Genomic DNA, 26,876 nt, shown 5'->3' with positions numbered 1-26,876 from the left:
TTGTAGTTATTGTGCGAAAGCCTGTGTGGCGATCATTTGGATCAGCTGTTCTGCCAGCTCTGTCTTCAGTGAGGAGGGCAGCTCAGTGCCGCCAGTCTGGTCGATCACGGTTACCCGGTTGCGCTCACTGTTGAAGCCGCTATCTGCCTCGCTGACATCATTGGCAATAATCATGTCTAGATTTTTGCGCGCCAGCTTGCCCTTTGCGTGCTCGAGGACCTTTTCCGTTTCTGCGGCGAAGCCGACGGTAAACGGCCTTCTCTCGCAGCGTGCAGCGATAGCGGCGACAATATCCGGATTCTTCACCAGCGCCAGGGTGTCGCGATTGCTGTCATCGGTCTTCTTGATCTTCTCCTGCGCTATCCGCTCGGGGCGGAAGTCGGCCACTGCAGCGGCGGCGATGAACACGTCGCACAGGTCAGCGGCCCGTTCGGCGGCTTCCTGCATCTGTCGGGCATCCACCACATCGATGCGCTTGACTCCCGGTGGTGTCGGCAGACTGACCGGGCCGGCGATCAATGTCACTTCCGCACCCGCGCGTTGCGCCGCGGCCGCCAGGGCAAACCCCATTTTGCCCGAGCTGTGGTTGGTGAGATAGCGCACCGGATCCAGGGACTCCCGCGTAGGGCCGGCGGTGATGGCAAAGTGCTTGCCGTGCAAATCGCTGCAGGGCTGCAATAGAGACTCTGCCTCTGCCGCCAGTGCCTCTGGCTCCAGCATCCGCCCTGGCCCCACGTCCCCGCAGGCCTGGCTGCCGGCAGCAGGCCCCCAGATCGATACATTGCGGGACCGCAGCGTTTCCACGTTGGCGGTCGTGGCAGGGTGCCGCCACATGGCCTGATTCATAGCCGGAGCCACAGCCAGCGTTGCTTCACTGGCCAGGCACAGGGTGCTGAGCAGGTCGTCGGCCATACCTGCAGCCAGCTTTGCCAGTACCTGGGCGCTGGCGGGTGCGATCAGGATCAGCTCTGCCCACTTGGCCAGTTCGATATGGCCCATTGCGGCCTCCGCGGCCGGATCCAGCAGATCGCTGTGCACCGGATTGCCGGACAGGGCCTGGAACGTGAGCGGCTTTATGAACTCCTGGGCGCCGGCAGTCATGACCACGCGCACGTCGGCACCGCGCTCTTTCAGGCGGCGTACCAGGTCGGCGCTCTTGTAGGCGGCAATACCGCCGCTGATACCCAGCAGGATGCGTTTGTTGGCCAGAGACGACATGGGCGCTGTTTCCGGAGTTAGAGGAACGGGTAAGATTAGCATTGATGCGCCATATCTTATCAGGCAAGCGGGGCTCAGGGAGGAGACCATGGCAATTACGGACTGGCCGGCGGCGGAGCGGCCGAGGGAGAAGCTGTTGCAGCGGGGCGCAAGCGCCCTCTCCGATGCGGAGTTACTGGCCATTTTTCTGCGCACAGGGCTACCAGGCCTGTCGGCAGTGGACCTTGCCCGCCAGCTGCTGGCGGATTTCGGTGGTCTGCGGCCCCTGCTGGAGGCGAGTCGGTCCGATTTCTGCCGTGCCAAGGGGCTCGGTGACGCCAAGTTCGTGCAGTTGCAGGCGGTTTTGGAAATGGCACGTCGTCATCTGGCCGAGACTCTGCAGCGCAGCGATGCGCTGTGTAGCCCCCAGGCGGTGCGGGATTTCCTCGCCGCGCAGCTGCGCCACCGGCGGCGAGAGGTCTTCTGCTGTCTCTATCTGGACAGCCAGCACCGGGTGATCGCCTTCGAGGAACTGTTTGAGGGCACCCTCAATGCCGCCAGCGTCTATCCGCGGGAAGTGGTGCAGGCGGCGCTGCAACAGGGCGCGGCGGCGGTCATCCTCGCCCATAACCATCCTTCTGGCATCAGTGAGCCCAGCCAGGCCGACCTGTGGATAACTGAGCGCCTGTCCCAGGCGCTGGAACTTGTGGATATCAAGGTACTCGACCATATGATCGTCGGCGAAGGAGCGGCACTGTCGTTCGCCGAGCAGGGCCTGTTGTAGGAGGGTCACACGGGTTCAGTGCCCCGTAACGGGGGTCTGTCTCCCGATGAAGATGATTTGTTGTACAAAACTTGCTCCCCGGGGTCTGTTCTGGTATAAAACGCCGCTCTTTGCGGCCGGGCCAGATTCTGAACAGTTTCCGCCGCCGCCCAGGAACCGGATTAGAATCCCGAATAGATGTCCCCGCACTCCCTGTCATGCGGGCACGAGAGTTTTGAAGAGGCCAACAGATGTCCAAGGTATGTCAGGTAACCGGTAAGCGCCCGGTCACCGGTAACAATGTTTCCCACGCCAAAAACCGCACCAAGCGTCGCTTCGTGCCGAACCTGCACAGCCACCGTTTCTGGGTTGAGTCCGAGAAGCGTTTTGTGAAGCTGCGCGTCTCCGCCAAAGGCATGCGCGTGATCGACAAGAAAGGCATCGACACCGTACTGAGCGAGCTGCGCGCCCGCGGCGAAAAAGTGTAACTGGCAGCTAGCTGCTGAGAGATCGGAGACAGAACAATGCGTGATAAAATTCGTCTGAATTCCAGTGCCGGCACTGGACACTTCTACACCACCACCAAGAACAAGCGCAACATGCCTGAGAAGATGGAGATCAAAAAATACGATCCCGTCGTTCGCAAGCATGTGATGTACAAGGAAGGCAAGATCAAGTAATTGCCCTCCCTGCACAGAAAAGCCCGGTTTTTACCGGGCTTTTTTTTGCCTTGGGATTGGGCGATGGGTATAAAACCGCGAAAAACCACTAGTCCCGAGCAAAGGCCCGCAGTGATACAGCGAGAACAGAGATGCCGGAACTCCCAGAAGTAGAAACGACCCGCCGTGGCTTGGCCCCGCATCTCGAGGGTCATATCGTGCGCTCTGCGGTGGTACGCCAGCGCAGCCTGCGCTGGCCGGTCGATCCGGATTTTGAACGGCATATTGCCGGGGCCAGGATCCTGCGCCTGGAGCGCCGCGCCAAGTACCTGCTGGTACACACCGACCGCGGCTGTGCCATCTGGCATCTGGGCATGTCCGGCAGCCTGCGACTGGTGCGGCCCGATGCGGAGGTTCGCAAGCACGACCACATCGATTGGATCCTCGACAGCGGGTGGCACCTGCGCTATCACGATCCCCGCCGCTTTGGCGCCTTGCTCTGGACCACCGGTGATCCGGAGGCCCACGACCTGCTGTCGCATCTCGGGCCGGAACCCCTGTCCGAGGAATTCAACGGCGAGTATCTGTTTACCGCCTCCCGCGGCCGGCGACAGTCGGTGAAGACGTTCGTCATGGATGGCCGCATCGTCGTTGGCGTGGGCAATATCTACGCCAGTGAGGCACTGTTCCTGGCCGGTATCCGCCCCGATCGCCCCGCCGGCGGTATCTCCCGTGCCCGCTACCTGCGTCTGGCCGATGCCATCAAGCAGGTACTGGCCAGCGCTATCGAGCAGGGCGGCACCACCCTGCGAGACTTTGTCGGAGGTGACGGCCAGCCCGGTTACTTTGCCCAGCGTTTGAATGTCTACGGCCGCACCGGTCAACCCTGTCGCAAGTGTGGGCGGCCGGTACGCGATCAGGTGTTGGGCCAGCGCAGCACCTTTTTCTGCGGCAGTTGCCAGCGCTGACCCCTCCTATACTCAGTCGACGGTTCGCCCGCGAGTAGCCGATCCGGTGCGTGCCGGCGAACTTCGACGTATTTATAGTGAGGGTTCTGGTAGCCATGCGGGTAAAGGGGATGGGCGTCATGCGATGGGCCTGGGTTCTGTGCATTCTGTTACTCGCAGCTGGCTGCGGAAAGGATGCCCGCCAGGGGGAGCCTGGTGAACGATTTGATCGGGCGGGATCCCACTCGCCGGAAGATGCCAGGCCAGAGTTTGCAGACCTGGTGCTCACCAATGCCTCCACTTATTCTGGTCAGAGCGAGTTACTCAAGGGGCAAACCATTGCCGTTCGTGACGGGCGCATAACCTACCTGGGAGATGCTGACAGCGATTTGCGGCTGACCGGGGACCGCACCCGAGTAGAAAACCTTGAGGGCAAGTTAGTGTTGCCTGGTGTGATAGATCCCCGCATGCATCGTTACGCTGTCGAGGCATTGGTCAATCTTTATGGAGTAACCGGTGTTGGCGACTATCAGCGCACTATTGCTGAATTTATCGAAGCATATCCCGAGCAGCAGCTCGTCGTGGGTGCGGGTTGGCGAGAATCCGACTTTGGTGACCAGTCGCCCCATAAAGGCCAGCTGGACCAGGTGAGCGATCTGATTCCTATCTTGATGTTCTCAGCTGATCACCAAACCCTTTGGACCAATTCCGAAGCCGTAGCCGCCGCCGGGATCAATATCGACACGCTGCAGCCGAGTAGCGGTGTGATTGAGCGCGACGACAACGGCCTGGTCATCGGGGTGTTTCGTGAGCCGGCGGCGATGGCGGTTGTGGATGTCATCATCCCCCGGGTGGAGTCTTCGCACGATCAGCATGGGCCTAAAGTATCAGAGCGGATTGAGGGCGCGCTGGAGGTGGGCGAGAGCGGGGACTTCACCATTGTCGCTGACAGCCCGGATGGGGTTGGGTCAAAAGCACTGCGCGAACTCGATGTATTGCGCAGTTACCACGGGGGGCAGGTGATCTACGACGCGGCTGCCAGTGGCAGCGCGCCAGATTAACGCTCGCATCCAGTCACGCAGAGGCGGTCAGGGGGAGGTCAGCTTGAGGCCGACAATGCCCGCCACAATCAAGCCGATACACAACAGCCGCGGCAGAGCCGTCGACTCGGCAAACAGTACGATACCGAGAATGGCCGTACCCACAGCGCCGATACCGGTCCACACGGCATAGCCCGTTCCCACGGGAATTACTTTCAGTGCCTGGGCGAGGAAGTAGAAACTGGCCACCATGGTGATGATGGTCAGCGCGCTGGGCAATGGGCGACTGAAGCCATCAGTGTATTTGAGCCCCACCGCCCAACCCACTTCCAGCAGGCCGGCGATCAATAACAGGAACCAGGGGTTGGTCATCGACAAAGCCAGCTGATTTATCTGCGACGATCCAGCGATAGCCGGTCATCGGCCTGAAATGCCCACAGGACTAAACAGGCTGCAAAAATGATCAACGACGGATAAAAGAGCACGTTGCTCCCTTGCAACACCCATCCCCAGGGATCGACCACAGACTGCCAGACGCCCAGCAGGGTGGCGCCATTGATGAGTGTCTGTGCCGGGAAGGTGAGTTTGCGCCAGAGCCCGAAGATCACGGCTGCTCCCAGCAGTATCTGCAGGCCGCCGAAGATGTTCCAGGCCAGAGGAGCGCTAATGATTCCAAGGTAGAAACGCTCGGATACGGCAATGGCATGGTTCACATTGACCAGCTTGTCGACACCCCAGATCACCAGCAATAGGCCCAGACTGACCCGCAGCAGCAAAAGTGTATAGGCGCGCATGACTCTCTCCCGTCCGTAAAAGATAGGCTCACTTGCCGGCAGCATTACCCTCGCGGCGAGGGTCGGCGCCGCCCTGCAGCTGGCCATCGATCAACGCAATGGCATGAATGCCGCTATTGAGATTGCGTTGCACCACTTTATGTCCGAGTTCCTCCAGGTTTCTTACAGTGTCTGCACTGAAGAACTCCGGTTCCAATTCGACTCTGCCGCCGATGGCGCCAATGTTGCCGGCCGCCACAGCGTCTGAGATCGGCATATCCAGGGCGAGATGGTAGAGAATGGTGCGGGCAGTGTAGTTGATGATCCGTGAGCCACCCGGAGACCCGACCAGCAGGCGCATTTCCCCATCGCGATTCAGCACGATGGTGGGCGACATGGAGGAGCGCGGGCGTTTGCCCGGCTGGATCCGGTTGGCCACCAGCTCGCCATCGGCTTTCGTCGGCACGAAAGAAAAATCAGTGAGCTGGTTGTTGAGTAGGAAGCCCTTGACCAGCAGCCGCGAACCGAAGCCGGTTTCGATACTGGTGGTCATACTGACGCCGTTGCCGTAGCGGTCGATGATCACCAGGTGACTGGTATTGGGCAGCTCCGGGGAAGCGGATTGCAAACGCTGTGGCGTCGCTGGTGTCGGCACTCCGGGCACTGCCCGGCTGGCGCGCTCGGACGAAATCAGCTTGGCCCGGCGTACCAGATATTCCGGAGCGACCAGCGCATGGCTGGGAACCTGGACGAAATCGGGGTCGGCGAGATAGGTGTTGCGATCGGCAAAGGCCAGTTCCGAGGCTTCGATAAACAGGTGTGTAAGTGGTGCGCTGCCCACTTCCATGTCGCGAAGCGGAAACTGTTCCAGCATACCCAGAGTCGCACCCACGGTGGTGCCGCCCGAGGAAGGGGCATCGGCACCACACACGCGGTACTGCAGGAAATCACTGCAGACCGGTTCGCGTTCTTTGGCCCGATAATCGGCGAGATCCTGCATTGTCATCACGCCGGGGTTTTCCGGGTCGTTGCGCACGGCCTCGACAATCGCCTCAGCGATTTCGCCACGGTAGAACGCATCGCTGCCCTTTTGGGCCAGGATGCGCAGCGTGTCGGCGTAATCCGGGTTCTTGAGCAGGTGGCCCACCGGTAGCGGCTGGCCATTTTTGTCGAAGAAGTAGTCGCGGATCGCTGGGCGCACGGCAACCCGGGGCATTTTCACCAGTAGGTGGTGTAGTCGCGGTGAAACTTCAAAGCCTGCATCCGCCAGCTCGATGGTTGGCTGGAACAGCGTGGCCCAGGGGAGCTTGCCCTGTTTTTGGTGGGCGAGTTCCAGCATGCGCATAACGCCGGGCACACCCACCGAGTGGCCGCCGATCACCGCCTCGAGAAAACCCTGTGGTTGTCCATCGCGGATAAAGTGCTCAGCGGTCACTCCCGCCGGCGCGGTCTCGCGACCGTCGAAATAGTGGAGGGAGTTATCTTTTGCCTGAAAGCTCAGCATAAAGGCGCCGCCGCCGATGCCGGACGACTGCGGTTCCACCAGCGTCAGCATTAACTGCGCGGCGATGGCTGCATCCACCGCCGTACCGCCCTGCGCGAGCATTTGCACCGCCGCGCGAGTAGCGTGGGGATTGGCGGTCACCGCCATGAACTCTTCCGCAGTCGCGGCTTTCACGGCGGTACGGCCGGTCGCTGCCTCGGGCTGGATTTCTTCCTGCGCGCCGACGGTCGCGGACAGCAGGGCAAGGGTGAGGATCAGATAGCGCACGTGTGACTCCGGTAGCTCGCTGAGCTGCCGGAGTGTAACAGGTACTGAGAAATCAGGCGTGCCGGGTGACCCAGGCTCGGCGAATCAGCGGAATTTCTGCTGTAGTGCCTCTTGCACTGCCGGCGGCACGAACTTGGTGACGTCGCCGCCGAGGGAGGCGATCTCGCGCACCAGCGACGAGGAAATATAGGAGAGGTGTTCGGCCGGTGTAAGGAACAGGCTTTCCATGTTCGGTGCCAGCTGGCGGTTCATGTTGGCCAGCTGGAACTCGTATTCAAAGTCGGAAACCGCGCGCAGGCCACGCAGCACCCCGTAAGCGTCGACCTGGCGCACCAGGTCCGCCAGCAGGATGTCGAAGCCGATGACCTCCACGTTGGGCAAGTGGCTCAGGACCTGCTGGGACAGCTCAACCCGTTCATCCAGTGTGAACAGGGGGTTCTTGCGGCTGCTGGCGGCGACTGCCACGATCACATGATCGAACAGCCGGCAGGCTCGCTCCACCAGGTCCATGTGACCGTTAGTGATGGGGTCGAAGGTTCCGGGGTAAACGACTTTCTTCATAAGCCAAAACTGTATGTTGCCGGCGAAACGGGACGCGCATGGTAAACAATTTGCGGTGAGGGCTCAAAAAGCGCTGCAGCGCAGGCAGTGTCAGTCCTCCTGATCGGCACTGCTGGCGCGGAGCAGGCGCATGCAGACCTGCCCTGCCCGCTTATCTTTCTCTAGCTGCCATGACGGCGGCAGGAGCGGCAGCGTGTCCCGCGGCGTCTCCACGTATACCAGGGCGCCGGGCGCCAGCAGAGGAACCAGTGCCGCCAGGGTTTCCGTCCACAAGTCGCCGGCAAAGGGTGGGTCGACAAAGACAATATCGTAGTTGCCGGAGGCGCCCTGCAGGAATTGGGCGGCGCTGCAGTTGTGTACCTGCCCTCGGTCGCATTGCAGTAGCCGTAACTGGCCCCTGAGGGTCTCGGCTGCCTGGCGGTTCAGCTCGACGAAATCCACACTGCCGGCGCCGCGGGACAGGGCCTCGAGTCCGAGCGCCCCCGAACCGGCAAAAAGGTCGAGGCAGCGCGCGCCCGGCAGCCGGAACTGCAGCCAGTTGAACAGCGTCTCCCGCAGTCGGTCACCGGTAGGGCGCAGCCCTTCCACAGGCGCGAACTGCAGTTTCCGGCCACGCCATTCACCGCCAATGATACGAAGCTGCGAGAGACTGGCGGTTGCTGATTTGCGGGATGGTTTGCGCGCGCGGCTACGGGACAAAACGGATTCCTGGCTGTGTGGCTTTGTGAGCGGTGCTAAGATTAGCGCCTTTCCGCCAGCGGTACATCCGGACACAGACATGATCTTTGACTTCCTGCGCAAAAAGAAGCCCAAGCCCGAAGACACCGAGGCCAAACCCGAGGAAGCCCAGCCCGAAGAGGCCGGTTCCGAAGAGGCTGCGGCCGAAACCGGTGAGCCGGCAGCTCCCGAGGTCGAGGAGTCGGTAGAGGAAGCCCCAGAGGGAGCTGAAGGGGCTGAAGCCGAAGAGAAAGCCGAAGTAGAGCAGCCGGCACCGGTCGAGGAACCCGAACAGGCGTCGACTGAGGTTGCGCCGGAGCCCCAGCCGCAAAAGAAAGAGGGCTTTTTCACCCGTATCCGCCGAGGTTTGACCCGCACCAGCAGCCAGTTTGCCGAGGGTATGGGCAACCTGTTCCTGGGCGCCAAGGAAATCGATGACGAATTGCTGGAGGAGCTGGAGACCCAGTTGTTGATGGCGGACGTCGGTATGGAGGCCACCACCGAGATCGTCGATCGCCTTACCGCGCGGGTATCCCGCCGCGAGCTGAACGATGGCGAGGCGCTCTACCGGGCACTGCAGGAAGAGCTTGAAGACCTGCTGAAAGGGGTCGAGGCGCCATTGGAGGTAGATACCACCAGGAAGCCTTATGTCATCCTGGTTGTCGGGGTGAACGGCGTGGGTAAGACCACCACGATCGGTAAACTGGCCCACCGCTTCCTCGGCGAGGGCAAGTCGGTCATGTTGGCTGCCGGTGATACATTCCGCGCCGCAGCGGTGGAGCAGCTGCAGGTGTGGGGCGAGCGCCACAAAGTGCCGGTGGTGGCGCAGCACACGGGCGCAGACAGTGCCTCGGTGATTTACGATGCGGTGCAGTCCGCCCAGGCGCGGGGAACCGACGTGGTGATCGCCGACACTGCGGGCCGTTTGCACACCAAGTCGAACCTGATGGAAGAGCTGTCGAAAGTGCGCCGCGTGATGGCCAAGCTGGACGAGAGTGCCCCCCACGAGGTGCTGCTGGTTCTGGATGCCGGTACCGGCCAGAATGCCATCAGTCAGGCGTCCCAGTTCCGCGATGCCGCCGGTGTCAGCGGCCTGGTGCTGACCAAACTCGACGGCACGGCCAAGGGCGGCATAATCTTCGCGCTGGCGCAGCGCTTTGGTATTCCGGTACGCTTTATCGGTGTGGGCGAGCAGGCCGAAGATCTGCAGCCGTTCCGTGCGCGGGAGTTCGTCTCCGCCCTGTTCGATCGCAACGGGCGCGGCGGCCAGGCCTGAGCGCGGTGGCGATTGTCCGCCGACGAAAACAATAACAGCGGCCGACCATGATTACTTTTGACAACGTCAACAAGCGCTACGAATCCGGCCAGGATGCGCTGGTGCGCGTGAGTCTCGACATCGGCCGTGGCGAACTGGTGTTTCTGACCGGCCACTCCGGGGCCGGCAAGAGCACCCTGCTGAAACTCCTTACTGCCATCGAGCGCCCGACCCGGGGCAGCATTTTGGTGGCGGGCCAGAACATCGGCCGCCTGCGCAACGGCCAGATCCCCTACTACCGCCGCAACCTCGGCATCGTGTTCCAGAACCACCAGCTGCTGTTCGACCGCAGTGTGTTCGAGAATGTGGCCCTGCCCCTGGCCGTTGCCGGCTGCAGCCGGCGAGAGGTTGGCCGTCGGGTGCGGGCAGCACTGGACAAGGTGGGGCTGCTGCACAAGGAGCGGCACAACCCGATTGTGCTGTCCGGCGGTGAACAGCAGAGGGTCGGTATCGCCCGCGCCGTGGTCAACAAGCCGGCGGTGCTGGTCGCAGACGAACCCACGGGCAACCTGGACCCGCAACTCTCGGCCGAGATCATGCGACTGTTTGCCGACTTTAATGCCGTGGGCGTCACCGTGCTGGTGGCGAGTCACGATCTCGAACTCATTGCCCGCATGCGCCAACGTGTGCTGACGCTGCAGGCGGGCCAACTGATTTACGACGGAATACCGGCCCGTGAAGCAGCCTACCCGTAATCCCTCCAGGGGCGCCGTGGCTCGCGCTCCCGCTGCTGACGCCCGTGCCCAGCGCGCCGCTGGAGCGGTGACCGCGCGCACGCGCCTGTCTGATCGCTGGCACAGCTGGCTCGGGCACCACCGGGAAATGGCTGCGGAGGCCCTGCGGCGTTTCTTCGCTACCCCGATGGCCAGTGCCATGACCGCACTGGTGATCGCCATCGCCCTGGCCCTGCCGGCGTCTTTGCAGCTGGGCATGGGCAACTTTCAACGGGCGGTCGCCGGCTGGGATGGCCAGCCACAGTTGTCGGTCTTCCTTAACCGCGGTGCCCGCGATACAGCGGTGGAACGATTCACCGAAGAGTTACGCAGTGATAGCGCGGTAGCCGAGGTGAGCTATATCTCACCAGAACAGGCGCTGGCGGAGTTTCAACAGAGTTCCGGTCTCGGTGATGCGCTCGCCGGGTTGGGAGCCAACCCGCTACCGGGCGTCCTGTTGGTGCGCCCGGCCAGGGTGGCCGAGACCGAGCTGGAGCAGCTGGCGGCGCGGTTGCGGGAGAGCGCCCTCACCGACTCGGTGGTACTGGACATGGCCTGGGTACAGCGCCTGGCCCGCCTCACCGAGCTGGGGCAGCGCCTGTCCCTGGGGCTCGGCCTGCTGCTGGCACTGGGGGTGATCCTGGTGGTGGTGAATACCATTCGCCTGCACATTGAGAATCGCCGCGATGAGATCCTGGTGGTGAAGCTGGTCGGCGGCACCGATGCCTTTGTCCGCCGTCCCTTCCTCTACAGCGGCCTCTGGTACGGTCTCTTTGGCGGCCTGCTGGCATGGCTGCTGGTGGCCGTGGGCGTTGGTCTGTTGTCGGGACCGGTGGCCGGCCTCGCTTCCTCCTATGGCAGTGGCTATGCTCTGGAGGGCCCGGGCCTGACCTATTTGCTGGGGCTCGGCGCTGGCGCTGCCCTGCTGGGGCTCTGTGGTGCCTGGGTGGCCGTGGCCCGCCACCTGCGGGCGATCGAACCCCATTAAGCTAAATTGAGCTTTCGATCAAAAATGCTGTCCCGGACGGGAACTTTTCCTGTGGATAACCACTCCAAGGCCCCGGAATTCAACGGTTTGTGGCCCCGCGGGGCGGGCTTCCTTCGTCGCCCCTGCTAGTGCTACACTGGGACGCAATTCGCTGCGGCCCCGCTGTTCTGGGGTTCTGGCAGCTGCCGCCAAGCGGCAAAAAAAACAGGTAGGAGGAAAGACCTGAATGGGAACCAGCTTACAGCCAATTCATACCCTGTCTCCGGGCGCCAACCTGGGTGCCTATATCCAGACGGTCAGCAGTTTCGATGTGCTCTCTGCTGAAGAGGAGAAGCGGCTGGCGGAAGACCTCTACTATCGCGAAGACCTCGATGCGGCGCGCCAGCTGGTTATGTCGCACCTGCGTTTCGTGGTTCATATCGCCAAGTCCTACTCCGGTTATGGCCTGAACCAGGGTGACCTGATTCAGGAAGGCAACGTCGGTCTGATGAAGGCGGTGAAGCGCTTCAACCCGGAGAAGGGTGTGCGCCTGGTTTCTTTTGCCGTGCACTGGATCAAGGCAGAGATTCACGAATTCATCCTGCGCAACTGGCGTATCGTGAAGATCGCGACGACCAAGGCACAGCGCAAGTTGTTCTTTAACCTGCGCGGCCAGAAGAAAAAGCTGGCCTGGCTCACCCATGATGAGGCCAAGGCGGTCGCCAAGGACCTGAACGTGGAGTTGTCCCAGGTGTATGAGATGGAAGGTCGTCTGTCTGCCCACGATGCCGCTTTTGATGCGGGTGTGGATGACGATGACGACACCGCCTGGCAGGCACCAGCCCATTATCTTGAGGATCGTCGCTTTGACCCGGCGGCCCAGCTGGAGCACGACAACTGGCAGGAAACCAGTATCAACAGCCTTTCCCTGGCAATGGAAGGCCTCGATGATCGCAGCCGTGACATCATCGAAGCCCGCTGGCTGAGTGAGCAGAAGTCCACGCTGCACGAACTGGCGGAGAAATATGGCGTGTCCGCCGAGCGTATCCGCCAGCTCGAAAAGAACGCCATGAAGAAGGTGCGCGCGGCCATGGAGGCCTGATCGCGAACACTGTCTTCCGGTAGAAAACCGCGCATTTGCGCGGTTTTTTTATGTCGGGGCCTGTGCTTTTCCGGTATCCTCCCGCGCCCACAGGGCCCACGACACGGACTAAACGACACGGTTGGAAATGACCAAGCTCTACCTGTTTCTCGCCGCTTTTCTGGGCGGCAGTGGTGTCATCCTCGGCGCCTTCGGTGCCCATGGCCTGCGTGGCCGGGTGGCGGAAAACCTGCTCGAGGCCTACAAAACCGGAGTGCTCTACCAGATGTTGCACGCCCTGGCGCTATTTGGCGTCGTGCTCTTGATGCAGCACTGGGGCGAGCGCACTGCACTGGTGGTTACCGGCGCGCTGTTTGTGATCGGCGTACTGCTGTTTTCCGGCAGCCTCTACGGGCTCACCTTCGGTGGACCGCGCTGGCTCGGCCCGGTGACGCCACTGGGTGGGCTCGCCATGATCGCTGGCTGGGCTGCGCTGTGTGTCGCCGCACTCCAGCTGGGCGATTGATAACCGGCAGCAGCGCCTAGACTGAATCCTGAACCGCTTGCACAGCAGAGGTTGTGAACCATGCAAGACGAGTCGGCGGAAGACTTTCCCTACCGCACCGAGTACAAGAAGAAATCCATTCGCAGTTATGTGATCCGCGCCGGTCGCATGACCGAGGGCCAGCGACGGGCTTTCGATAATTACTGGGGGGCTTATGGCCTGTCCCTGTTCGACGGCCCCCTGGATGCCGTCGCCACTTTCGGGCGCGAGGCGCCGCTGGTGCTGGAAATCGGTTTCGGCATGGGCGACTCACTGCTGGCCATGGCGGAGGCGGAACCGGACAAGGACTTTATCGGCATCGAGGTGCATCCCCCCGGTGTCGGCCGGCTGATCAACAATGCCGGCAAGGCGGGGGTAAAGAACCTGCGTGTCTACATGGCCGATGCCGTGGATGTGCTCAACGACTGCATCCCCGATGGTTCACTGGATCGTTTCCAGCTCTACTTCCCGGATCCCTGGCACAAGAAGAAGCATCACAAGCGCCGCATTGTGCAGCCGGAATTTATCCGCCTGCTCTGCACCAAGCTGAAAAGCGGCGGACTGATGCATCTGGCCACGGACTGGGAAAATTACGCCGAGCACATGCTGGAGGTGCTGGAGGCAGAGTCGGCGCTGGAGAACACCGCGGGTGCAGGTCAGTACGCGCCGCGACCGGAATTCCGGCCGGAAACCAAATTTGAGCGCCGCGGTCAGCGGCTGGGGCACGGGGTCTGGGACCTGCTGTACCGGCTCAAATAGGGCTTCGTTGGCGCGCGTTGCGCGGTGGGGAATGTCTGCTATCTTCAAACAGACCCCGAGCCGGTCAAGGAACTTCCGGAGCCCACAATGACAAGAAGTCGCCCGTCTGTTCTCCTATTCTCGTCACTGCTCGCCCTGGCGGCGGATGTCGCGGTTGCCGATCCGGAGACCACCCTTAACCTCTACCTGAACGGTGGCCGCTACTGGTTTGACAGTGACCGCCTGGACGGCACCCCATTTCAGGGATTCGACCTGGAGCTGAGTGATTCCACCGGCGGTGGTGGTGGTCTGGGCTACAGCATTACCGATCGCTGGGCCATGGAGGGGGTGATTGATTATTTCAGCGCGGACATCAAGGGTATTGACGAGAAAGTCGATGTCTACAACTACCACCTGGATCTCTTCTATCACTTCCTCGGCAGTTTCTGCGGCGCGCCCTGTGTATGGCAGCCCTATTTCGCCTTCGGTGTCGGGGAAGTACGGACCGAGTACAACGGCTCCTTCGGCCTGGAAGACCTGGAGGAATTCGAGGGGGACTGGCACCGGCGGCAGACCATGATCAATGCCGGCTTTGGTCTCAAGTATCAGCTTGGCCCCCGCTGGCAGACTCGGGCCGATATCCGCGCATTCCAGGGGGTTGAGGAGGGCGGAGTCGACGGTTTCCTGTCGGTTGCCATCGGCTACCAGTGGTACGAATACCCAACCGTGGTACGGGACACCGATGCTGACGGTTATGTTGACGGCGTAGACCGTTGCCCGCAGACGCCGCCGGGTATCGCTGTCGGGCAGGATGGCTGCCCGATGGATGGAGACTATGATGGCGTGCCTGATTACCTGGACCGCTGTCCGCGCACGCAGACCGGAGTGGCGGTGACCGACGAGGGCTGCCCCCAATAAACCACTTGGCGCTGGATTCGGACAGCGTCACTGGCTGCGGGCATCCTCAAGTGTCTCGCTGATTTCCAGCCACTCCAGCTCCAGCGCCTCGAGGGCTTCCCGCTGCTCCGCCTGTGCCCGGTTCAGGCGCGCAATCTCCTCCTGCTGGCCTCCGGTATAAAGATTTTCATTGGCCAGTTGTTCGTCCAGCCCCGCAAGAAGCTTTTCCGCCTTCGCCATTTCTTTTTCCAGCTGCTTCAGGCGGTTGGTAAGCGGCTTCAGTTTCTCCCGCAATGCGGCTGCGGCCCGGCGTTGCTCTCTCTTGTCCTCTGCGGGCCGGTCTCCGTCAGTTGCCGGTTCATCGCGGCGGCGCTGTTCGCGGTTGAATGTCAGCAGCCACTGCTTGTATTCCTCCAGGTCACCGTCGAACGGCTGCGCACGGCCCTCGGCCACGAGGATGAATTCGTCGACGGTATTGGCCAGCAGGTGCCGATCGTGTGACACCAGCACCACCGCCCCGGGGAACTCGGCCAGCGCCAGGGTGAGGGCATGGCGCATCTCGAGATCCAGGTGGTTGGTCGGTTCGTCCAGCAGCAGCAGGTTGGGGCGCTGCCAGGCGAGAATGGCCAGCGCCAGCCGGGCCTTTTCGCCTCCGGAGAAGCCTTCGACCGATTCAAATGCGCGATCGCCGGCAAAACCATAGCCGCCGAGGAAATCCCGCAGTGCCTGTTCGCTCGCCTCTGGCGTCAGCCTCTGCAGATGGAGTACCGGTGATGCTTTCACGTCCAGTGCTTCCAGCTGGTGCTGGGCAAAATAACCGACGGCCAGGTGTTCACCACAGAGGCGCTCACCGGCGAGAGGTGCCAGCTCCCCGGCCAGGGTCTTAATCAGGGAGGATTTACCGGCGCCGTTGGGACCAAGCAGACCGATGCGGCGTCCCGGCTGGATACCCAGCTGAACATGGCGCAGAACAGGTTGCTCGCCATAGCCGATAGCGGCATCCCGCAGGTCCACAAGCGGATCGGAATTTTTTTCCGCAGCTGGCAACGTGAAGCGGAATGGGGAATCCACATGGGCCGGAGCGATCTGTGCCATGCGATCCAGTGCCTTCAGGCGGCTCTGGGCCTGACGGGCCTTGGTGGCCTTGGCGCGAAAGCGGCGCACGAAGTCCTCCATATGCGCGCGCTCCGCCTGCTGTTTCTCATACTGGGCCTGCTGCTGGGCCAACCGTTCGGCACGGGCGCGCTCGAAAGCGCTGTAGTTGCCGCTGTAGTGCAGCAGCCGGCCCTGCTCGAAGCTCACGATGCCGTCCACCACCGCATCGAGGAAGTCGCGGTCGTGGGAGATGATCAGCAGAGTACCCGGGAAACGCTGCAGCCACTGCTCCAGCCAGAGTGTGGCGTCCAGGTCCAGGTGGTTGGTGGGCTCGTCGAGCAACAGCAGGTCTGCGGGACACATCAGTGCGCGGCTGAGGTTGAGGCGGATGCGCCAGCCCCCGGAGAAACTGCTAACCGGCCGCTGTTGTTCCTCGTGGGAGAACCCGAGACCGTCGAGCAGTTGTGCTGCGCGCGCCGGGCCGCTGTAGCCATCAATGGCCGCCATGCGCTCATGAAGCTCGCCCAGCGCATGTCCGTCGGGGCTGCCGGAGCCCTCCGCAGCATCGATTTCGCTCTGCAGGCGGCGCAGTTCGGCGTCCCCGTCGAGGACATAGTCGAGCGCCGATCGGTCCGTGGCCTCGACCTCCTGGGCCATGTGTGAAATGCGCCAGCCCGCGGGTACTTCGACCCGTCCAGCATCACTTTCCAGCTGGCCCAGAAGCAGCCGGAACAGGGTGGACTTGCCGCAGCCATTGGCACCGATAATGCCAACCTTGTGGCCCGGAAAAATGCGGCAGTCTGCATCTCGCAACAGCTCGCGCCCGCCCTGTTGCAGGGAGACGCCTTGCAAATTAATCAAGTAAAAACCTCTCGCGCCCACCACCGGCGGTGCTAGGCTATTTTGGCGTGCGGGCTCTCCGAAGTGCCGTACACTGTCGACGCGGGCCCGCATCTATCGCAATCGTTTTAGCGGAGCGGATTTTAGGCCCTGTGACCATGAATTGCGATGGCTCCCAATGAACCGACCGGAAGCTGCCTCTACATTACTGGACAACCCGCTCTGGGAATTCAGCCTCGACTTCTACGGTCACGGCGAAGTCGCTCCGTTCCTGCTGCACTGCCAGGATCGCTACGGTGCAGACGTGTGCCTGCTGCTCTGGGCGAGCTATCGGGAAATGGATGGACGGTTGCTGAGTGAAGAGGGGTGGCGTGTGGCAGAGCGTGGCCTGGCTCCACGCCGGCATATGATAGGGAGCGTCCGGCAGCTGCGTCGCTGGCTTGGGCGGATGCGGCCGCATACCACGCGCCTGTATAACTGGTGCAAGAAAGGTGAACTGCGTCTGGAGCAGCGGCAACTGTCGGCACTCTGGCAGCTTGAACAGGAGCCTTGGGCAGGTGAGCGCTCCCCACTGTTGTTGGCGGGTCAGCAGTATGGCATTCCCCAAAAAGATCAGGCCCGCTGGGCGGGCCTGATTTCGGACTACCTCACAATCAAGAAGTAGTTACTTCTCGCTGGGATCCTCACTGGAGAACAGGCTGTTGGCGGGAGTCGACGGTGTGATGCTCGGCGACGCTGTCGGCTTGTGCTCTACCGGCTTGGGTGTGCCAAAGGGACGAGTCTCCGGAGTCTTGCCGAGAATCGGCGAGCTGCTCGCAGATGGTGCGGCTTCCGGCTTCGGGGTCTCGGCTGCGGGCTGGGCGGGTTTCTGCTCAGGTGCCGCTGCTTTGCTCGTCTCGGTTTTCGCCGGTTCTGGCTTCTGTGCGGCCGGCTTCTTGCTGGCGGCAGCCTTGGTCGGTGCCTTCTTCAAAGACTTTTTCGCCGCCGGCTTGGCTGCAGCCTTGCTCGCGCTTTTCTTGGCAGCGACTTTTGTCTCGGCAGTTTTACCGGCAGCTTTTTTTGTTGCGGCTTTCTTGGTCGCGTTGCCGGTGGCCTTGGTTGCTGTGGCCTTGGCCGCGGCCTTTTTGGTGCCCGCTTTCTTGGCAGCCGGCTGCTTTGCCGTTGTGGTCTTGGTTGCAGCTTTTTTGGCGGTGGTCTTGCGGGCCGCTTTCTTCTTCGGGGCGCCTTTCATCGCTGCCTTCTCGGCCTTGGCAGCAGCCTTGGCAACGGTCTCTGCAGTTTTGAGTTCCTGCTTGGCTGCAGTCTCTGCCTGCTTGGCCTGGTCAGCGGCTTCCTTGGCCTGGTCGACCGCAGCTTGCAGGTCTTCGACTTTGGCAGTGGCGCTATCGACACGTTTCTGTGCTGCGGCAGTCTTGCTCTTGCGCACAGCGGCTCGCGCCCTGGTGAGTTGCTCCTTCGCCTTGGCCAGCTTGCCCTTGGTGGTGGTCAGGGCCTTGGCCGTTTTCTTGACCTCTTTGCTGGTGTCGGCAGCCTGCTTAGTGCGGGCTTTGTCCAGTTGGTCGGTGAGTTTTGCAATTTGTTTTTCCAGTTCTGCGACCGGATTGACAGCTTTTTTGACAGCTTTTCGTTTGGCAGCCATGAGTGAATATCCTGAGGTTTATTGTCGATTCGGTGCGGCCGGAGAGGCTCTCCGACGAACGTGCGGCGATGGCCGCGATGCCCTGGTTCGTGCACTGAACCGTTGTCCCGAACTCGTTCGACCACCTCTGCGATTCAGAACAACAGCAGCTCGAGCACGGATAATAGCGTTGTTGTTTGTGAAGTGCATCCCTGTCAGTAAAGTAAAAAACACGAAAAATAGCGAATCAATTCACAGCGTCACGGAGATGTGCGGGAGTCTGGTGAAGTACTGCCCAACGCAGTCGGTTATGCCAGCTCCGACCGGCAACCGGGCCGGTGTGCAGCGTCACCGGCCTTGGGTTAGACTTGCCGGGAACCCGCCGCTCCCTCAGGTTACTAAGGATGCTGGCGGAGGTTGATCGAACAGGAGATCTCCTGTGCGGTCCGCTAACGCAGGAAAATAAATACACCACGGACTAAGAGACAATCTTCATGAATAAATATCCATTGGCTGCTGCGGTTGCCCTGGGCCTCTCTCTGGCGGGCTGTAGCAAGCAGGACTCCGGTGCGGCCACCGAGGTGGCTCTGGAAACCCAGGAGCAGAAGGTTAGCTACATCATTGCCGAAGACATGGCCAACCGGCTGAAGTCCCAGGAAGTCACCCTGGATCCGCAGGTGGTATTGATGGCGCTGAACGATGTGGCCAATGATCGCGAGTCCCGCCTGAGCGATGAGGACAAGCAGCAGGTAATCGCTGTTTTCCAGGAGCAAATGCAGAGTAAGCAGCAGGAAATGCTGCAGAAGCAGGAAGAAGAGTTCAAGGCGGCTTCCGAGGATAACGCCGCGAAAGGCAAGGCGTTCCTCGAGGAGAATGCCAAGAAGGACGGTGTCGTGGTAACCGACTCCGGCCTGCAGTACAAGGTCGTGCGCGAGGGTAGCGGCGATTCCCCCACCGCGGACAGCACCGTGGAAGTGGATTACCGCGGTACCCTGATCGACGGTACCGAGTTCGACAGTTCCTACGCCCGCGGCGAACCGGTACAGTTCCCGGTCGGCGGCGTGATCAAGGGTTGGACCGAGGCGCTGCAGCTGATGAAGGAAGGCGCCAAGTGGGAGCTCTACATTCCCTCTGAACTGGCTTACGGACCTGGCGGTGCCGGTGGCCTGATTGGCCCGAACGAGACCCTGATCTTTGAGGTTGAGCTGCACAAGGCCAACGCCGGTGCAGAGGGTGGTGAGAGCCAGCAGGAGGAAAGCAGCGAGGAAGCGCAGCCTGAGGAGGCTGATTCCGAGCAGTAATACCTGACGGTTCAACAAACGAAAAGGGCGAACCAAGGTTCGCCCTTTTTTGTGTCTGTGCGCCCTCAGGCGACCTGATTTTTGTGCGCGGTATGCAGCACTGCAATCATGCGGTCTTCCGACTCAAAGCGCGTCTCCAGTGCTTCGCCCAGCTGGGACAGATCCGCCTGCAGGCTGGAGAGATCGTCGGTTTCCAGGTATTTGTCGTTGAAGTCGACAGCGACGTCGGTAGTGGAATCGATTTCCCGGTACAGCTCCCGGGACTTTTCGAGACCACTCTGATCCCCGAACGCCTGCCCTTCCAGAACCAGTTGCTCGTATACCTCAAAATGACCGGCGGATACGTAATCGACCAGGTTCTGGCAGAGTTCCTTCAGTTGTTCCTCGGATTCATGATCGCCATCGGCGAAGGCCTTCTTCCCCGACAAGTTGCAAAAGCTGACGATCAGCGCCTGGCGCGTCTGCAACCAGCGGTCGATGATCTCGCTTACCCCACCCCAGCGCTCGCGCGCAGACTTACAATTTTCCAGCATCTCCAGGCTTCCTGTTATTCCATTTACTGCTGTCACTGCGCCGGCCGAGCATCCCTCTGGCGGCGAGCGGAAGACGTCATTGGAAGATAGGTGATTGACCCGCCGTGGGCAAGATAGCGGCGGCTTTGGCCGCCAGAATGCGCGACTGCACCGCCGACTAGCGGCCGAGGAAAAAAGGCAGGGCAAAAGCGGTGAGCGCGCCGCAAAGCCCCATTGCCAGCGCGGCAAAGGCTCCGCACAGAGCGCTGATCTCCAGCGCACGCGCCGTGCCGATGGCATGGGCATTAATCCCCAGGGCGAAACCGAGCACGCGCTGGTCGCGGATGCCGAGGCGGGCCAGCAGCGGCGGACCCAGCACGGCGCCAACCACGCCACTAAACACCACAATACCGACAGTGAGGCTGGCCGCGGCCCCGACTTTTTCCGCCAGCCCCAGGGCAATTGGCGTCGTGACCGCCTTGCCGGACAGGGCCAGCAGGACGGGTTCGGCCGCGCCCAGCAGTAGGGCAATCAGGACACCTGCAGCCGGGGCCAGTGTGGCACCGACCACAAGTGTTACCAGCAGTGGCCAGGCAGCGCGCTTGATGATAGGGAGGTTCTGGCGCAGTGGTACGGCCAGCGCGACGACGGCGGGTCCCAGCAGGGCATAGAGCAGTTTGCTGGCAGTCTGGTACTCGCTGTATGGGATTTCCATTAGCCACAGGAAGGCGGCCGCAAGCGCGCTGGCCCCGACGATCGGGTGCAGCAAAGTTGTGCCTGTGCGGCGATAGAGGGCAAGACCGCACAGGAAGGCCGCCAGGTTGAGTGCGAGAATGAAAGGCGGCGAGGCGATTAGCTCAGTCATCCGCCTCTCCGGCATTGCCCTGTCCGAGCAATCGCCGCAGCAGCAGCGCTGTGACGAGGAAGCTCGTTAGCGTGCCGATGGTCGTAGCGGCCAGCAGTGCCAGCCAATCGGCGGCGGAGAAGCCGTGCAGAAAGAAGACCCCGACGGCCGCGGGAAGGAACAGCAGCGCGAGGGAGCGCAGCAGCAGTCCGCTCACCTCCGCCAGTCCCCGCGGCACACTGCCGTAAACCATCAGGCCAAACAGCAATAGCACCATGCCCAATACGGCACCGGGTACCGGCAGTGCGAGCCACTGCGCCAGCACGTCACCGAGGCGCTCACACGCCAGCAGCACAAGGGCGCCGGCCAGCCAGCTGCTCGCGCGCTTGATTGATCGGGCTGGCAGGGACAAGAGGCGAAGATGCCGGTTTGGTTTACTGCTTGCGAAATGCCTGCCAGACACCGAAGGCGATCAGGCCGGTGAAACCGACCGCAGACCAGCCGGGAATGCTGAGTCCCAGCCAGGTCCACTGCACCTCGGCGCAGTTGCCATCACCGGTGAGCAGCGTCTTGATGACCTCTCCCAGCGGGAAGGCATCGATCATGTAGCTGATGCCGGGTCCGCAGGCGGGGACCTGATCCTCGGGCAGGCTCTGCAGCCACAGCTGGCGACCGGCGAAGTACAGGCCGCCCAGAGACCACAGGGAGACCAGCAGACCATAAAAACGACGGCCGATGGTCGCGGGGTTATGCAGGAATGCGACCAGGGAGACCAGTCCGACGCCCAGCAGCATCACTCGCTGGGTGATGCACAGCGGGCAGGGTTCCAGGCCCTGGACATACTCGAGATAAAAGGCGGCGCCGAGCAGGAACACGACCGATAGAAAAACCAGCAGGAAGGTGGTGCGGGGATTGGGGAGACTCATGCTGTAGTGGGCCCTGAATAATTCTGGCGAAAGCGCTCGGCTTCGCGATTCAAGTCTTGGAACAATGTTTTGAATTGCGGTTCCATCGCTTCGCGCGCAGCAATGAGCTCCGGCAGAGTGCGCTCGAGGGGCACTGGCCGGCGGAGGCGCTGACCGACCCGCATCAGTGTGCGCTCGATCACCTGTAGGTCGCCATAACTCTGTAACAGCTCAAATTGCTCGGCGCGATCCATAAACGCCTGCGCGCGCGGCGGAATATACCGCCTGCGGGCGCGAAAGTCTTGCCAGCACTGTGCGCAGTAGCGTTCGAGGGGCTGTGAATGCCAGTGGGACCACTGTTGGCAGAGCAGGTGATCGAACCAGATATCCAGTGCAATGCCGGCGTAGCGGCGCCAGTGCGGATCCAGCTGTGTCAGCGCGGCACGATAAGCGGGGTGGGTATCGGAGAGGGCGTCGATGCGCCGGTGGAGGCGGATACCGGCCTCGATGGCAGGTGGACGCTCGCCGGACAGGGGGCCCTTGACGAAATCCCCGAGCAGTCCGCCCAGCCGCCAGTCGGGGTCGGGGCCGGACAGAAGCAGGTGTGCCAGGTAGTTCACGATCCCGCCCTGCCCCTTCGGGTCTCAGCGCTGGCAGAAAATGTACTGGGCATAGTACTTGCCCAGGTAGTCCTCGAAGGTGCCGGTATCGGCCGCCTCGACGTCAGCCTGGCGCTGCAGGGAATCCCGGGCCTCTTGATGAAAACGCTCTTCGGCAGCGTCATCCAGGGGGCGTTCCAGGAAATAGGTGCGGTGCTGTTCGGCTTTTTCTGCCGCCCACTGGGAAAAGCTCTGTCCGCGCTCGGCCATTTCCTCGAGGATCTGGGCTGCCGGGGTCTTGGCCTCACCGCGCACCTTGGCCCGCTGGGTGTCCAGGGCGCGACGGTACTGTTCGCCTTCCCAGGCCCGATCGAGCAGATCGGAAACCGGCTGCATCTCCGCAAGCAGTTTTTCGGCCCACTCGGTGAGTGCGATTTCACCGCCATTGTGGATCAGCTTCAGCTCGGGATCGCGTCCGCGGTAGACGATACGGTCCTGGTTCTCCTGCACCGCCCGATAGTCGTCCTCGTCTGTCTTCGGACTCTCTTTCAGCAGGCAGTGCAGCAGGAAGCTGTCGATAAAGCGCATCTGCTGGGCGTCGATCCCCAGCGGTGCAAAGGGGTTGAGGTCGAGACAGCGAACCTCGATGTATTCGACCCCACGGTTGTCCAGTGCCGACAGCGCCGTCTCGCCCATTTGGGCGGGATTCTTCGGTCGGATCGGCGAGTAGAACTCATTTTCGATCTGCAGCAGGCCAGTTGAGAGCTGCTGGTAGTGCCCCTCGGTGTCCTTGACCCCGAGCTGATGGTAGGGCGGATAGGGCCGGCTGATGGCAGCACAGAGAGTAGACAGGTAACTGGCCAGGTCGTTGTAACAGACGATCAGCGATTTCTGCGCGTCGCTGTTGTAACCCAGATCCCCCATGCGCAGTGAAGTGGCGTGGGGTGCATACAGACTCTGGTTATTGCCCTGGAACGCTTGCAGGCTGTGCTCGCGACCCTCGACAAAGGAGCCGCATACCGCAGGTGCGGCACCGAAGAGATAAATCAGTAACCAGTAGTGGCGGCGGAAATTGCGGATCAGGTCGAAATAGCGGCGAGTCTTGAAATCGCCCAGCGACTCTTCACTGCGCTCCTGAGCATGTAGCCAGCGCCAGAATTCATCCGGAAGCGAGAAGTTGTAGTGAATGCCGGCGATGGTTTGCATGGTGCGCCCATAGCGCAGACCGAGCCCCAGCCGGTAGACCGTCTTCATGGTGCCGCTATGGGAGCTGCCATAGCGGGCCACGGGGATATCGTTGTCGGCACCGAGGCGGCAGGGCATGCTGTTGACCCACAACCGTTCCTCACCAATCTGTCGGTAGGTGTAGCGGTGGATCTGGTCGAGATCCTCTAGAGCTGCTTCCGGTGTGGTCACCGGCGGAGTGATGAACTCCAGCAGCGCCTCGGAGAAATCGGTAGTGATAGACCCGTGGGTAAGTGCGGAGCCAAGGGCCTCGGGGTGTGAGCTGTCGGCCAGGGCGCCCTGGGGCGTCACCCGCAGGCTCTCCTTTTCGATCCCGCGGCGAATGCCCTTCAGTAATGGCAGGTGGTTGGGCTGGGCCAGGGCGGCCAGATGGTTGGGCACTCGAAACTCCTTACTGAGGCTGATACTGCCGTTCGGCTCCCGCAGCCAGACTCCGCCCACAGTGCGGCTGGAGATGGCAGTCGCACCGATATGGGGGCGGCGCGGGGCAACTCAAGTCACTCAGACGGCAGATCCGGATTGCGCCATGTCTTCTGCGGGCTGCTCGGGGGTAATCTCCGGCGGTTCCTCCGGAGTGATCTCCGGAGTTCCGTCCGGTTCGATCTCCGGTGCCGGCTCCGGGTTCACCTCCGGGCTGGTCGTCGGCGGCATCTCTTCCGGCGCGCCCGGCTGGATTTCCGGATCTCCCAGCGCCTCAGCGGGTACCTGGGGCTGGCCCTTGGTGTTCAGGGGACATTCGAGCAGTTCGATACGCAGATTGACGTTGCGGGTGTTGGCCTCAAACATCTGGTTGATGGCGACATCCTTGTACTCGCTGCGGAACAGGCGACCCGCCTCGCGGCCGTCGATCCACTCGTTGCTCTTGCTCAGGAACTGCTTGTGCTGGTTGGTCAGCACGTAGACGTGACTCATGCGGTGGGGAAACTCTCATGACGTATCAGGAGAGCAGTGTAGCGAGGGGTGTGCCCCGGCTCAAGCCGGGGCATACCGGGGATCAGAGGGCTGCCAGGGGGTAGTGTTCCGGATAGGGCAAGCGGGCGGCGCCGCTGTCTACCGCGGCTCTGGCGACGGCGGCGGCTACCTCGGGCAGCAGGCGCGGATCGGTGGGTTTCGGCAGAATATATTCCGAGCCAAACGACAGCTCGATGCCGCCATAGCCCGCCCGTACCGAGTCCGGCACCGGCAGGTGGGCAATCTTGCGGATGGCTTCGATCGCCGCCAGCTTCATGGCCTCATTGATGCGCACGGCGCGTACATCCAGTGCCCCGCGGAAGATGAACGGGAAGCAGAGCACATTGTTCACCTGGTTCGGGTAGTCGGAACGGCCGGTGGCCATGATCAGATCATCACGGGTGCGGTGGGCCAGTTCCGGCGCAATCTCGGGGTTGGGGTTGGAGCAGGCGAAGACAATCGGGCGCGCAGCCATCTTCGCCAGTTGCTCGGCGGATAACAGGTCCGGACCGGATACGCCCAGGAACACGTCTGCGCCGTCGATGGCATCGTCCAGAGTGCGCATGTCGGTATCCCGCGCCCACTCTCCCTTGTAGGCATTGATATCGGTACGCCCGGAGTGAATGACCCCGCGGCTGTCCAACATGGTGATCTGTTCTTTGCGGGCACCGGCGGCCAGTAGCAGCTTGCAACAGGCTGTGGCGGCAGCACCGGCGCCGAGGCAGACGATGCGGGCGTTTTCGATCTGCTTACCCTGGATTTCCAGCGCGTTCAGCATACCCGCCACGGTAACGATGGCGGTACCGTGCTGGTCATCGTGAAATACCGGCACCTGGCAGCGCTCGATCAGGGCCTCTTCGATGTGGAAGCACTCCGGCGCCTTGATGTCTTCGAGATTGATGCCACCGAAGGTATTGGCGATATTCGAGACCGTCTGGATAAACTGCTCCGGGCTCGGCGCATCGACCTCGATATCCACGGAATTGATGTCAGCAAAGCGCTTGAACAGCAGCGATTTGCCTTCCATCACCGGCTTGGATGCAAGCGGGCCCAGGTTGCCAAGGCCGAGGATGGCGCTGCCGTCGGAGATGACCGCCACCAGATTGCCCTTGCCGGTGTAGAGGTAAGCGGTTTCCGGGTCTTTGGCGATCTCGCGCACCGGTTCCGCCACACCAGGGCTGTAGGCCAGGGAGAGATCTTCCTGGGTTTGGGCCGGGGTGGTGAGTTCAACCGAGAGTTTTCCCGGGGTGGGGAGCGCGTGGTAATCCAGCGCTGCCTGGCGCTTTGCATCCGTCATCGTGGAAATTATCTCTTTGCGTTCTCTGCCGACACATGGGGGGTCGGCGGGGTTACTGCGGGGGCGCAGAGAATAACCGAGAGGGGATTGATGTCACAAGGCGACAAGGGCGAGTCGGCGATCATTCCCTACTAAATTCAATGGTAAATTCGGAGTCCACCGCAATAAACCAGCGTTTATTCTGCGGGAATCGGGATATATATTTCGCCCCTCGGTCCACCAGCCAGCCTTTCACTTCTATTTGCTTGTCTTGCCAATCGCGCCTGACCAGCTGGCCATTTTCCCCTTCACGGCGCAGCCGCACGGCGACGGGGCCGTCCAGTTCAAGCCAGACAAAGCGATTGCGGTCTACTTCGCGCACCCGTCCCCGCAGCAGCACAAAGCCGCCATCACCCGGGCGCACTTCACCTGCGTTGAGTATGGGCCAGACACCTGGCGCCCAGATACCGCGCCCGGCTCGGCGGGCTTCGGTCTGGCGTTCCGACAGGCACTCGGCCAGGGCCAGGTTGGGGGCGATGGCGACATGAAAAGCGAGGCCGGCGGCCAGCAGTGCCGCCTCCAGGCTTTCGCCGCGATAGTTGTAGACGTGGGCCAGCACCCGCCCGTAGCGATCGCGGCGGTCCCGGTCATATACCAGCTCCAGGCCGTGCCCTCCCAGAAAGCGTTGGGCGAACTCCAGTGCCTCTTCTGCCAGTGGCTCTGCGGCATGGCCGTTGCGGGCAAGCTCCGGGGCGTTGACGCCGATGAGGCGCACACTGCGGCCATCCTTCAGCAACAGGGTGTCACCGTCCTGGACCCGCTCCAGGGCCACGATTTCGTCTGCCGGTCCCAGTACACAGTCGGCCGCCGCTGGCAGGCACAAGCCCAGGGCACAAAAAAAGGCACCGAGGACCATGGTCCAGGGTGCCTTTCTCGGCTGTGACGACCGCGCGCAAAGTGCAGCGGTCGCCAAGGGGGTCGTCATGGCGCCAGGCGCTCTGACGAGC

The 26,876-nt window shown here is 61.9% G+C and carries 31 protein-coding genes; 14 read left to right on the top strand and 17 right to left on the bottom strand.

Annotation, left to right across the window (positions count from 1 at the left end; translation table 11 throughout):
- Positions 1–6: 6 nt before the first annotated feature.
- Positions 7–1,218, bottom strand: coding sequence for a bifunctional phosphopantothenoylcysteine decarboxylase/phosphopantothenate--cysteine ligase CoaBC (coaBC, locus tag AUP74_RS04000; protein WP_069946432.1), 1,212 nt, complete (start codon positions 1,216–1,218; stop codon positions 7–9).
- 88 nt (positions 1,219–1,306) lie between these two features.
- On the opposite strand from coaBC, the gene radC reads away from it, so the two are divergent.
- The 5 genes from radC to AUP74_RS03975 all read left to right on the top strand — a co-directional run bounded on the left by radC (position 1,307) and on the right by AUP74_RS03975 (position 4,627).
- On the top strand, positions 1,307–1,981 hold the full coding sequence (gene radC / locus AUP74_RS03995; RefSeq protein WP_069946431.1) for a RadC family protein: 675 nt from the start codon (positions 1,307–1,309) through the stop codon (positions 1,979–1,981).
- A gap of 230 nt (positions 1,982–2,211) precedes the next feature.
- Positions 2,212–2,448: a 50S ribosomal protein L28 gene (rpmB, locus tag AUP74_RS03990; RefSeq protein WP_067083837.1), complete on the top strand. Its 237-nt coding sequence runs from the start codon at positions 2,212–2,214 to the stop codon at positions 2,446–2,448.
- Positions 2,449–2,484: 36 nt separating this feature from the next.
- Positions 2,485–2,640 carry a 50S ribosomal protein L33 gene (gene rpmG / locus AUP74_RS03985; RefSeq protein ID WP_069946430.1) on the top strand — a complete coding sequence of 52 codons (156 nt, stop codon included), beginning with the start codon at positions 2,485–2,487 and terminating at the stop codon, positions 2,638–2,640.
- 131 nt (positions 2,641–2,771) lie between these two features.
- The gene (gene mutM / locus AUP74_RS03980) at positions 2,772–3,587 is read left to right on the top strand and encodes a bifunctional DNA-formamidopyrimidine glycosylase/DNA-(apurinic or apyrimidinic site) lyase (protein WP_069946429.1); all 816 of its coding nucleotides are present in this window, start codon (positions 2,772–2,774) and stop codon (positions 3,585–3,587) included.
- A gap of 110 nt (positions 3,588–3,697) precedes the next feature.
- Positions 3,698–4,627 (top strand): amidohydrolase family protein, encoded by a 930-nt coding sequence (locus tag AUP74_RS03975; protein WP_158514537.1) that lies wholly within the window; start codon positions 3,698–3,700, stop codon positions 4,625–4,627.
- A 27-nt stretch (positions 4,628–4,654) separates the two neighbouring features.
- Here AUP74_RS03975 and sugE read toward each other — a convergent pair whose 3' ends face one another.
- From sugE to rsmD, 5 genes are all read right to left on the bottom strand, one after another.
- Positions 4,655–4,978: a quaternary ammonium compound efflux SMR transporter SugE gene (gene sugE / locus AUP74_RS03970; RefSeq protein WP_069946427.1), complete on the bottom strand. Its 324-nt coding sequence runs from the start codon at positions 4,976–4,978 to the stop codon at positions 4,655–4,657.
- A 17-nt stretch (positions 4,979–4,995) separates the two neighbouring features.
- Positions 4,996–5,400 carry a DoxX family membrane protein gene (locus tag AUP74_RS03965; protein WP_069946426.1) on the bottom strand — a complete coding sequence of 135 codons (405 nt, stop codon included), beginning with the start codon at positions 5,398–5,400 and terminating at the stop codon, positions 4,996–4,998.
- Positions 5,401–5,428: 28 nt separating this feature from the next.
- Positions 5,429–7,150, bottom strand: a complete 1,722-nt coding sequence (gene ggt / locus AUP74_RS03960) for a gamma-glutamyltransferase (RefSeq protein ID WP_069946425.1) — start codon at positions 7,148–7,150, stop codon at positions 5,429–5,431.
- An 84-nt stretch (positions 7,151–7,234) separates the two neighbouring features.
- Positions 7,235–7,711: a pantetheine-phosphate adenylyltransferase gene (coaD, locus tag AUP74_RS03955; protein WP_069946424.1), complete on the bottom strand. Its 477-nt coding sequence runs from the start codon at positions 7,709–7,711 to the stop codon at positions 7,235–7,237.
- 90 nt (positions 7,712–7,801) lie between these two features.
- On the bottom strand, positions 7,802–8,410 hold the full coding sequence (gene rsmD, locus AUP74_RS03950; RefSeq protein ID WP_069946423.1) for a 16S rRNA (guanine(966)-N(2))-methyltransferase RsmD: 609 nt from the start codon (positions 8,408–8,410) through the stop codon (positions 7,802–7,804).
- A 79-nt stretch (positions 8,411–8,489) separates the two neighbouring features.
- On the opposite strand from rsmD, the gene ftsY reads away from it, so the two are divergent.
- The 7 genes from ftsY to AUP74_RS03915 all read left to right on the top strand — a co-directional run bounded on the left by ftsY (position 8,490) and on the right by AUP74_RS03915 (position 14,704).
- Positions 8,490–9,704 (top strand): signal recognition particle-docking protein FtsY, encoded by a 1,215-nt coding sequence (gene ftsY, locus AUP74_RS03945; RefSeq protein ID WP_069946422.1) that lies wholly within the window; start codon positions 8,490–8,492, stop codon positions 9,702–9,704.
- Positions 9,705–9,751: 47 nt separating this feature from the next.
- Positions 9,752–10,438 carry a cell division ATP-binding protein FtsE gene (gene ftsE, locus AUP74_RS03940; protein ID WP_069946421.1) on the top strand — a complete coding sequence of 229 codons (687 nt, stop codon included), beginning with the start codon at positions 9,752–9,754 and terminating at the stop codon, positions 10,436–10,438.
- The gene (gene ftsX, locus AUP74_RS03935) at positions 10,419–11,444 is read left to right on the top strand and encodes a permease-like cell division protein FtsX (protein ID WP_226999886.1); all 1,026 of its coding nucleotides are present in this window, start codon (positions 10,419–10,421) and stop codon (positions 11,442–11,444) included. The genes ftsE and ftsX overlap by 20 nt, the downstream gene beginning before the upstream one ends.
- Before the next feature lie 226 nt (positions 11,445–11,670).
- Positions 11,671–12,525, top strand: a complete 855-nt coding sequence (gene rpoH / locus AUP74_RS03930; RefSeq protein WP_069946420.1) for an RNA polymerase sigma factor RpoH — start codon at positions 11,671–11,673, stop codon at positions 12,523–12,525.
- A gap of 127 nt (positions 12,526–12,652) precedes the next feature.
- Entirely contained in the window at positions 12,653–13,030 is a 378-nt protein-coding gene (locus AUP74_RS03925; RefSeq protein ID WP_069946419.1) for a DUF423 domain-containing protein, read from the top strand.
- A 60-nt stretch (positions 13,031–13,090) separates the two neighbouring features.
- A complete protein-coding gene (gene trmB / locus AUP74_RS03920; RefSeq protein ID WP_069946418.1) occupies positions 13,091–13,807 on the top strand; it encodes a tRNA (guanosine(46)-N7)-methyltransferase TrmB in 717 nt (238 codons plus the stop codon).
- An 87-nt stretch (positions 13,808–13,894) separates the two neighbouring features.
- Positions 13,895–14,704: an outer membrane beta-barrel protein gene (locus AUP74_RS03915; protein ID WP_069946417.1), complete on the top strand. Its 810-nt coding sequence runs from the start codon at positions 13,895–13,897 to the stop codon at positions 14,702–14,704.
- 27 nt (positions 14,705–14,731) lie between these two features.
- Here AUP74_RS03915 and AUP74_RS03910 read toward each other — a convergent pair whose 3' ends face one another.
- Complete coding sequence (locus tag AUP74_RS03910) at positions 14,732–16,639, bottom strand: ABC-F family ATP-binding cassette domain-containing protein (protein WP_069948698.1); 1,908 nt, start codon at positions 16,637–16,639, stop codon at positions 14,732–14,734.
- Between the two features lie 157 nt (positions 16,640–16,796).
- Between AUP74_RS03910 and AUP74_RS03905 the strand changes: the two genes are divergently transcribed.
- Positions 16,797–17,282 (top strand): TIGR02444 family protein, encoded by a 486-nt coding sequence (locus AUP74_RS03905; RefSeq protein ID WP_069946416.1) that lies wholly within the window; start codon positions 16,797–16,799, stop codon positions 17,280–17,282.
- On the opposite strand, the gene AUP74_RS03900 is transcribed toward AUP74_RS03905, so the two are convergent.
- A complete protein-coding gene (locus AUP74_RS03900; protein WP_069946415.1) occupies positions 17,283–18,257 on the bottom strand; it encodes a hypothetical protein in 975 nt (324 codons plus the stop codon).
- A gap of 473 nt (positions 18,258–18,730) precedes the next feature.
- Here AUP74_RS03900 and AUP74_RS03895 point away from each other — a divergent pair, with 473 nt between their 5' ends.
- Positions 18,731–19,537: an FKBP-type peptidyl-prolyl cis-trans isomerase gene (locus AUP74_RS03895; protein ID WP_069946414.1), complete on the top strand. Its 807-nt coding sequence runs from the start codon at positions 18,731–18,733 to the stop codon at positions 19,535–19,537.
- Positions 19,538–19,602: 65 nt separating this feature from the next.
- Here the strand turns inward: AUP74_RS03895 and AUP74_RS03890 are convergent, their stop codons facing one another.
- From AUP74_RS03890 to AUP74_RS03850, 9 genes are all read right to left on the bottom strand, one after another.
- Positions 19,603–20,070 carry an Rsd/AlgQ family anti-sigma factor gene (locus AUP74_RS03890; protein WP_069946413.1) on the bottom strand — a complete coding sequence of 156 codons (468 nt, stop codon included), beginning with the start codon at positions 20,068–20,070 and terminating at the stop codon, positions 19,603–19,605.
- Positions 20,071–20,227: 157 nt separating this feature from the next.
- On the bottom strand, positions 20,228–20,914 hold the full coding sequence (locus AUP74_RS03885) for an LrgB family protein (RefSeq protein ID WP_069946412.1): 687 nt from the start codon (positions 20,912–20,914) through the stop codon (positions 20,228–20,230).
- Positions 20,907–21,305, bottom strand: a complete 399-nt coding sequence (locus tag AUP74_RS03880) for a CidA/LrgA family protein (RefSeq protein ID WP_158514536.1) — start codon at positions 21,303–21,305, stop codon at positions 20,907–20,909. The genes AUP74_RS03885 and AUP74_RS03880 overlap by 8 nt, the downstream gene beginning before the upstream one ends.
- A 22-nt stretch (positions 21,306–21,327) precedes the next feature.
- On the bottom strand, positions 21,328–21,819 hold the full coding sequence (locus AUP74_RS03875; protein ID WP_069946411.1) for a disulfide bond formation protein B: 492 nt from the start codon (positions 21,817–21,819) through the stop codon (positions 21,328–21,330).
- Positions 21,816–22,418, bottom strand: coding sequence for an acyl carrier protein phosphodiesterase (locus tag AUP74_RS03870; RefSeq protein ID WP_069946410.1), 603 nt, complete (start codon positions 22,416–22,418; stop codon positions 21,816–21,818). The genes AUP74_RS03875 and AUP74_RS03870 overlap by 4 nt, the downstream gene beginning before the upstream one ends.
- A 24-nt stretch (positions 22,419–22,442) precedes the next feature.
- Positions 22,443–24,023 (bottom strand): glutamate--cysteine ligase, encoded by a 1,581-nt coding sequence (gene gshA, locus AUP74_RS03865; RefSeq protein WP_069946409.1) that lies wholly within the window; start codon positions 24,021–24,023, stop codon positions 22,443–22,445.
- Between the two features lie 120 nt (positions 24,024–24,143).
- The gene (locus tag AUP74_RS03860) at positions 24,144–24,554 is read right to left on the bottom strand and encodes a hypothetical protein (protein ID WP_069946408.1); all 411 of its coding nucleotides are present in this window, start codon (positions 24,552–24,554) and stop codon (positions 24,144–24,146) included.
- A gap of 82 nt (positions 24,555–24,636) precedes the next feature.
- Positions 24,637–25,890: a malic enzyme-like NAD(P)-binding protein gene (locus AUP74_RS03855; protein ID WP_069946407.1), complete on the bottom strand. Its 1,254-nt coding sequence runs from the start codon at positions 25,888–25,890 to the stop codon at positions 24,637–24,639.
- 121 nt (positions 25,891–26,011) lie between these two features.
- Positions 26,012–26,854 (bottom strand): thermonuclease family protein, encoded by an 843-nt coding sequence (locus AUP74_RS03850; protein ID WP_083260806.1) that lies wholly within the window; start codon positions 26,852–26,854, stop codon positions 26,012–26,014.
- Positions 26,855–26,876 lie beyond the last annotated feature (22 nt).

The sequence above is a fragment of the Microbulbifer aggregans genome (assembly GCF_001750105.1).
Lineage (GTDB): Bacteria > Pseudomonadota > Gammaproteobacteria > Pseudomonadales > Cellvibrionaceae > Microbulbifer > Microbulbifer aggregans.
The sequence above is the reverse complement of the archived record's forward strand: the minus strand, read 5'-3'. Positions and strand labels throughout refer to the sequence as shown.

What these genes read in the sequence shown, in the direction of transcription:
- rpmG (WP_069946430.1), top strand. Translation starts at nt 2,485, where the DNA reads ATGCGTGATAAAATTCGTCTGAATTCCAGTGCCGGCACTGGACACTTC.
- ftsE (WP_069946421.1), top strand. Translation starts at nt 9,752, where the DNA reads ATGATTACTTTTGACAACGTCAACAAGCGCTACGAATCCGGCCAGGAT.
- mutM (WP_069946429.1), top strand. Translation starts at nt 2,772, where the DNA reads ATGCCGGAACTCCCAGAAGTAGAAACGACCCGCCGTGGCTTGGCCCCG.
- AUP74_RS03895 (WP_069946414.1), top strand. Translation starts at nt 18,731, where the DNA reads ATGAATAAATATCCATTGGCTGCTGCGGTTGCCCTGGGCCTCTCTCTG.
- rpoH (WP_069946420.1), top strand. Translation starts at nt 11,671, where the DNA reads ATGGGAACCAGCTTACAGCCAATTCATACCCTGTCTCCGGGCGCCAAC.
- radC (WP_069946431.1), top strand. Translation starts at nt 1,307, where the DNA reads ATGGCAATTACGGACTGGCCGGCGGCGGAGCGGCCGAGGGAGAAGCTG.
- AUP74_RS03965 (WP_069946426.1), bottom strand. Translation starts at nt 5,400, where the DNA reads ATGCGCGCCTATACACTTTTGCTGCTGCGGGTCAGTCTGGGCCTATTG.
- AUP74_RS03850 (WP_083260806.1), bottom strand. Translation starts at nt 26,854, where the DNA reads ATGACGACCCCCTTGGCGACCGCTGCACTTTGCGCGCGGTCGTCACAG.
- AUP74_RS03890 (WP_069946413.1), bottom strand. Translation starts at nt 20,070, where the DNA reads ATGCTGGAAAATTGTAAGTCTGCGCGCGAGCGCTGGGGTGGGGTAAGC.
- AUP74_RS03860 (WP_069946408.1), bottom strand. Translation starts at nt 24,554, where the DNA reads ATGAGTCACGTCTACGTGCTGACCAACCAGCACAAGCAGTTCCTGAGC.
- trmB (WP_069946418.1), top strand. Translation starts at nt 13,091, where the DNA reads ATGCAAGACGAGTCGGCGGAAGACTTTCCCTACCGCACCGAGTACAAG.
- coaBC (WP_069946432.1), bottom strand. Translation starts at nt 1,218, where the DNA reads ATGTCGTCTCTGGCCAACAAACGCATCCTGCTGGGTATCAGCGGCGGT.
- rpmB (WP_067083837.1), top strand. Translation starts at nt 2,212, where the DNA reads ATGTCCAAGGTATGTCAGGTAACCGGTAAGCGCCCGGTCACCGGTAAC.
- AUP74_RS03975 (WP_158514537.1), top strand. Translation starts at nt 3,698, where the DNA reads ATGGGCGTCATGCGATGGGCCTGGGTTCTGTGCATTCTGTTACTCGCA.
- AUP74_RS03925 (WP_069946419.1), top strand. Translation starts at nt 12,653, where the DNA reads ATGACCAAGCTCTACCTGTTTCTCGCCGCTTTTCTGGGCGGCAGTGGT.
- AUP74_RS03885 (WP_069946412.1), bottom strand. Translation starts at nt 20,914, where the DNA reads ATGACTGAGCTAATCGCCTCGCCGCCTTTCATTCTCGCACTCAACCTG.
- ftsY (WP_069946422.1), top strand. Translation starts at nt 8,490, where the DNA reads ATGATCTTTGACTTCCTGCGCAAAAAGAAGCCCAAGCCCGAAGACACC.
- AUP74_RS03875 (WP_069946411.1), bottom strand. Translation starts at nt 21,819, where the DNA reads ATGAGTCTCCCCAATCCCCGCACCACCTTCCTGCTGGTTTTTCTATCG.
- sugE (WP_069946427.1), bottom strand. Translation starts at nt 4,978, where the DNA reads ATGACCAACCCCTGGTTCCTGTTATTGATCGCCGGCCTGCTGGAAGTG.
- AUP74_RS03915 (WP_069946417.1), top strand. Translation starts at nt 13,895, where the DNA reads ATGACAAGAAGTCGCCCGTCTGTTCTCCTATTCTCGTCACTGCTCGCC.
- AUP74_RS03900 (WP_069946415.1), bottom strand. Translation starts at nt 18,257, where the DNA reads ATGGCTGCCAAACGAAAAGCTGTCAAAAAAGCTGTCAATCCGGTCGCA.
- coaD (WP_069946424.1), bottom strand. Translation starts at nt 7,711, where the DNA reads ATGAAGAAAGTCGTTTACCCCGGAACCTTCGACCCCATCACTAACGGT.
- AUP74_RS03905 (WP_069946416.1), top strand. Translation starts at nt 16,797, where the DNA reads ATGAACCGACCGGAAGCTGCCTCTACATTACTGGACAACCCGCTCTGG.
- AUP74_RS03855 (WP_069946407.1), bottom strand. Translation starts at nt 25,890, where the DNA reads ATGACGGATGCAAAGCGCCAGGCAGCGCTGGATTACCACGCGCTCCCC.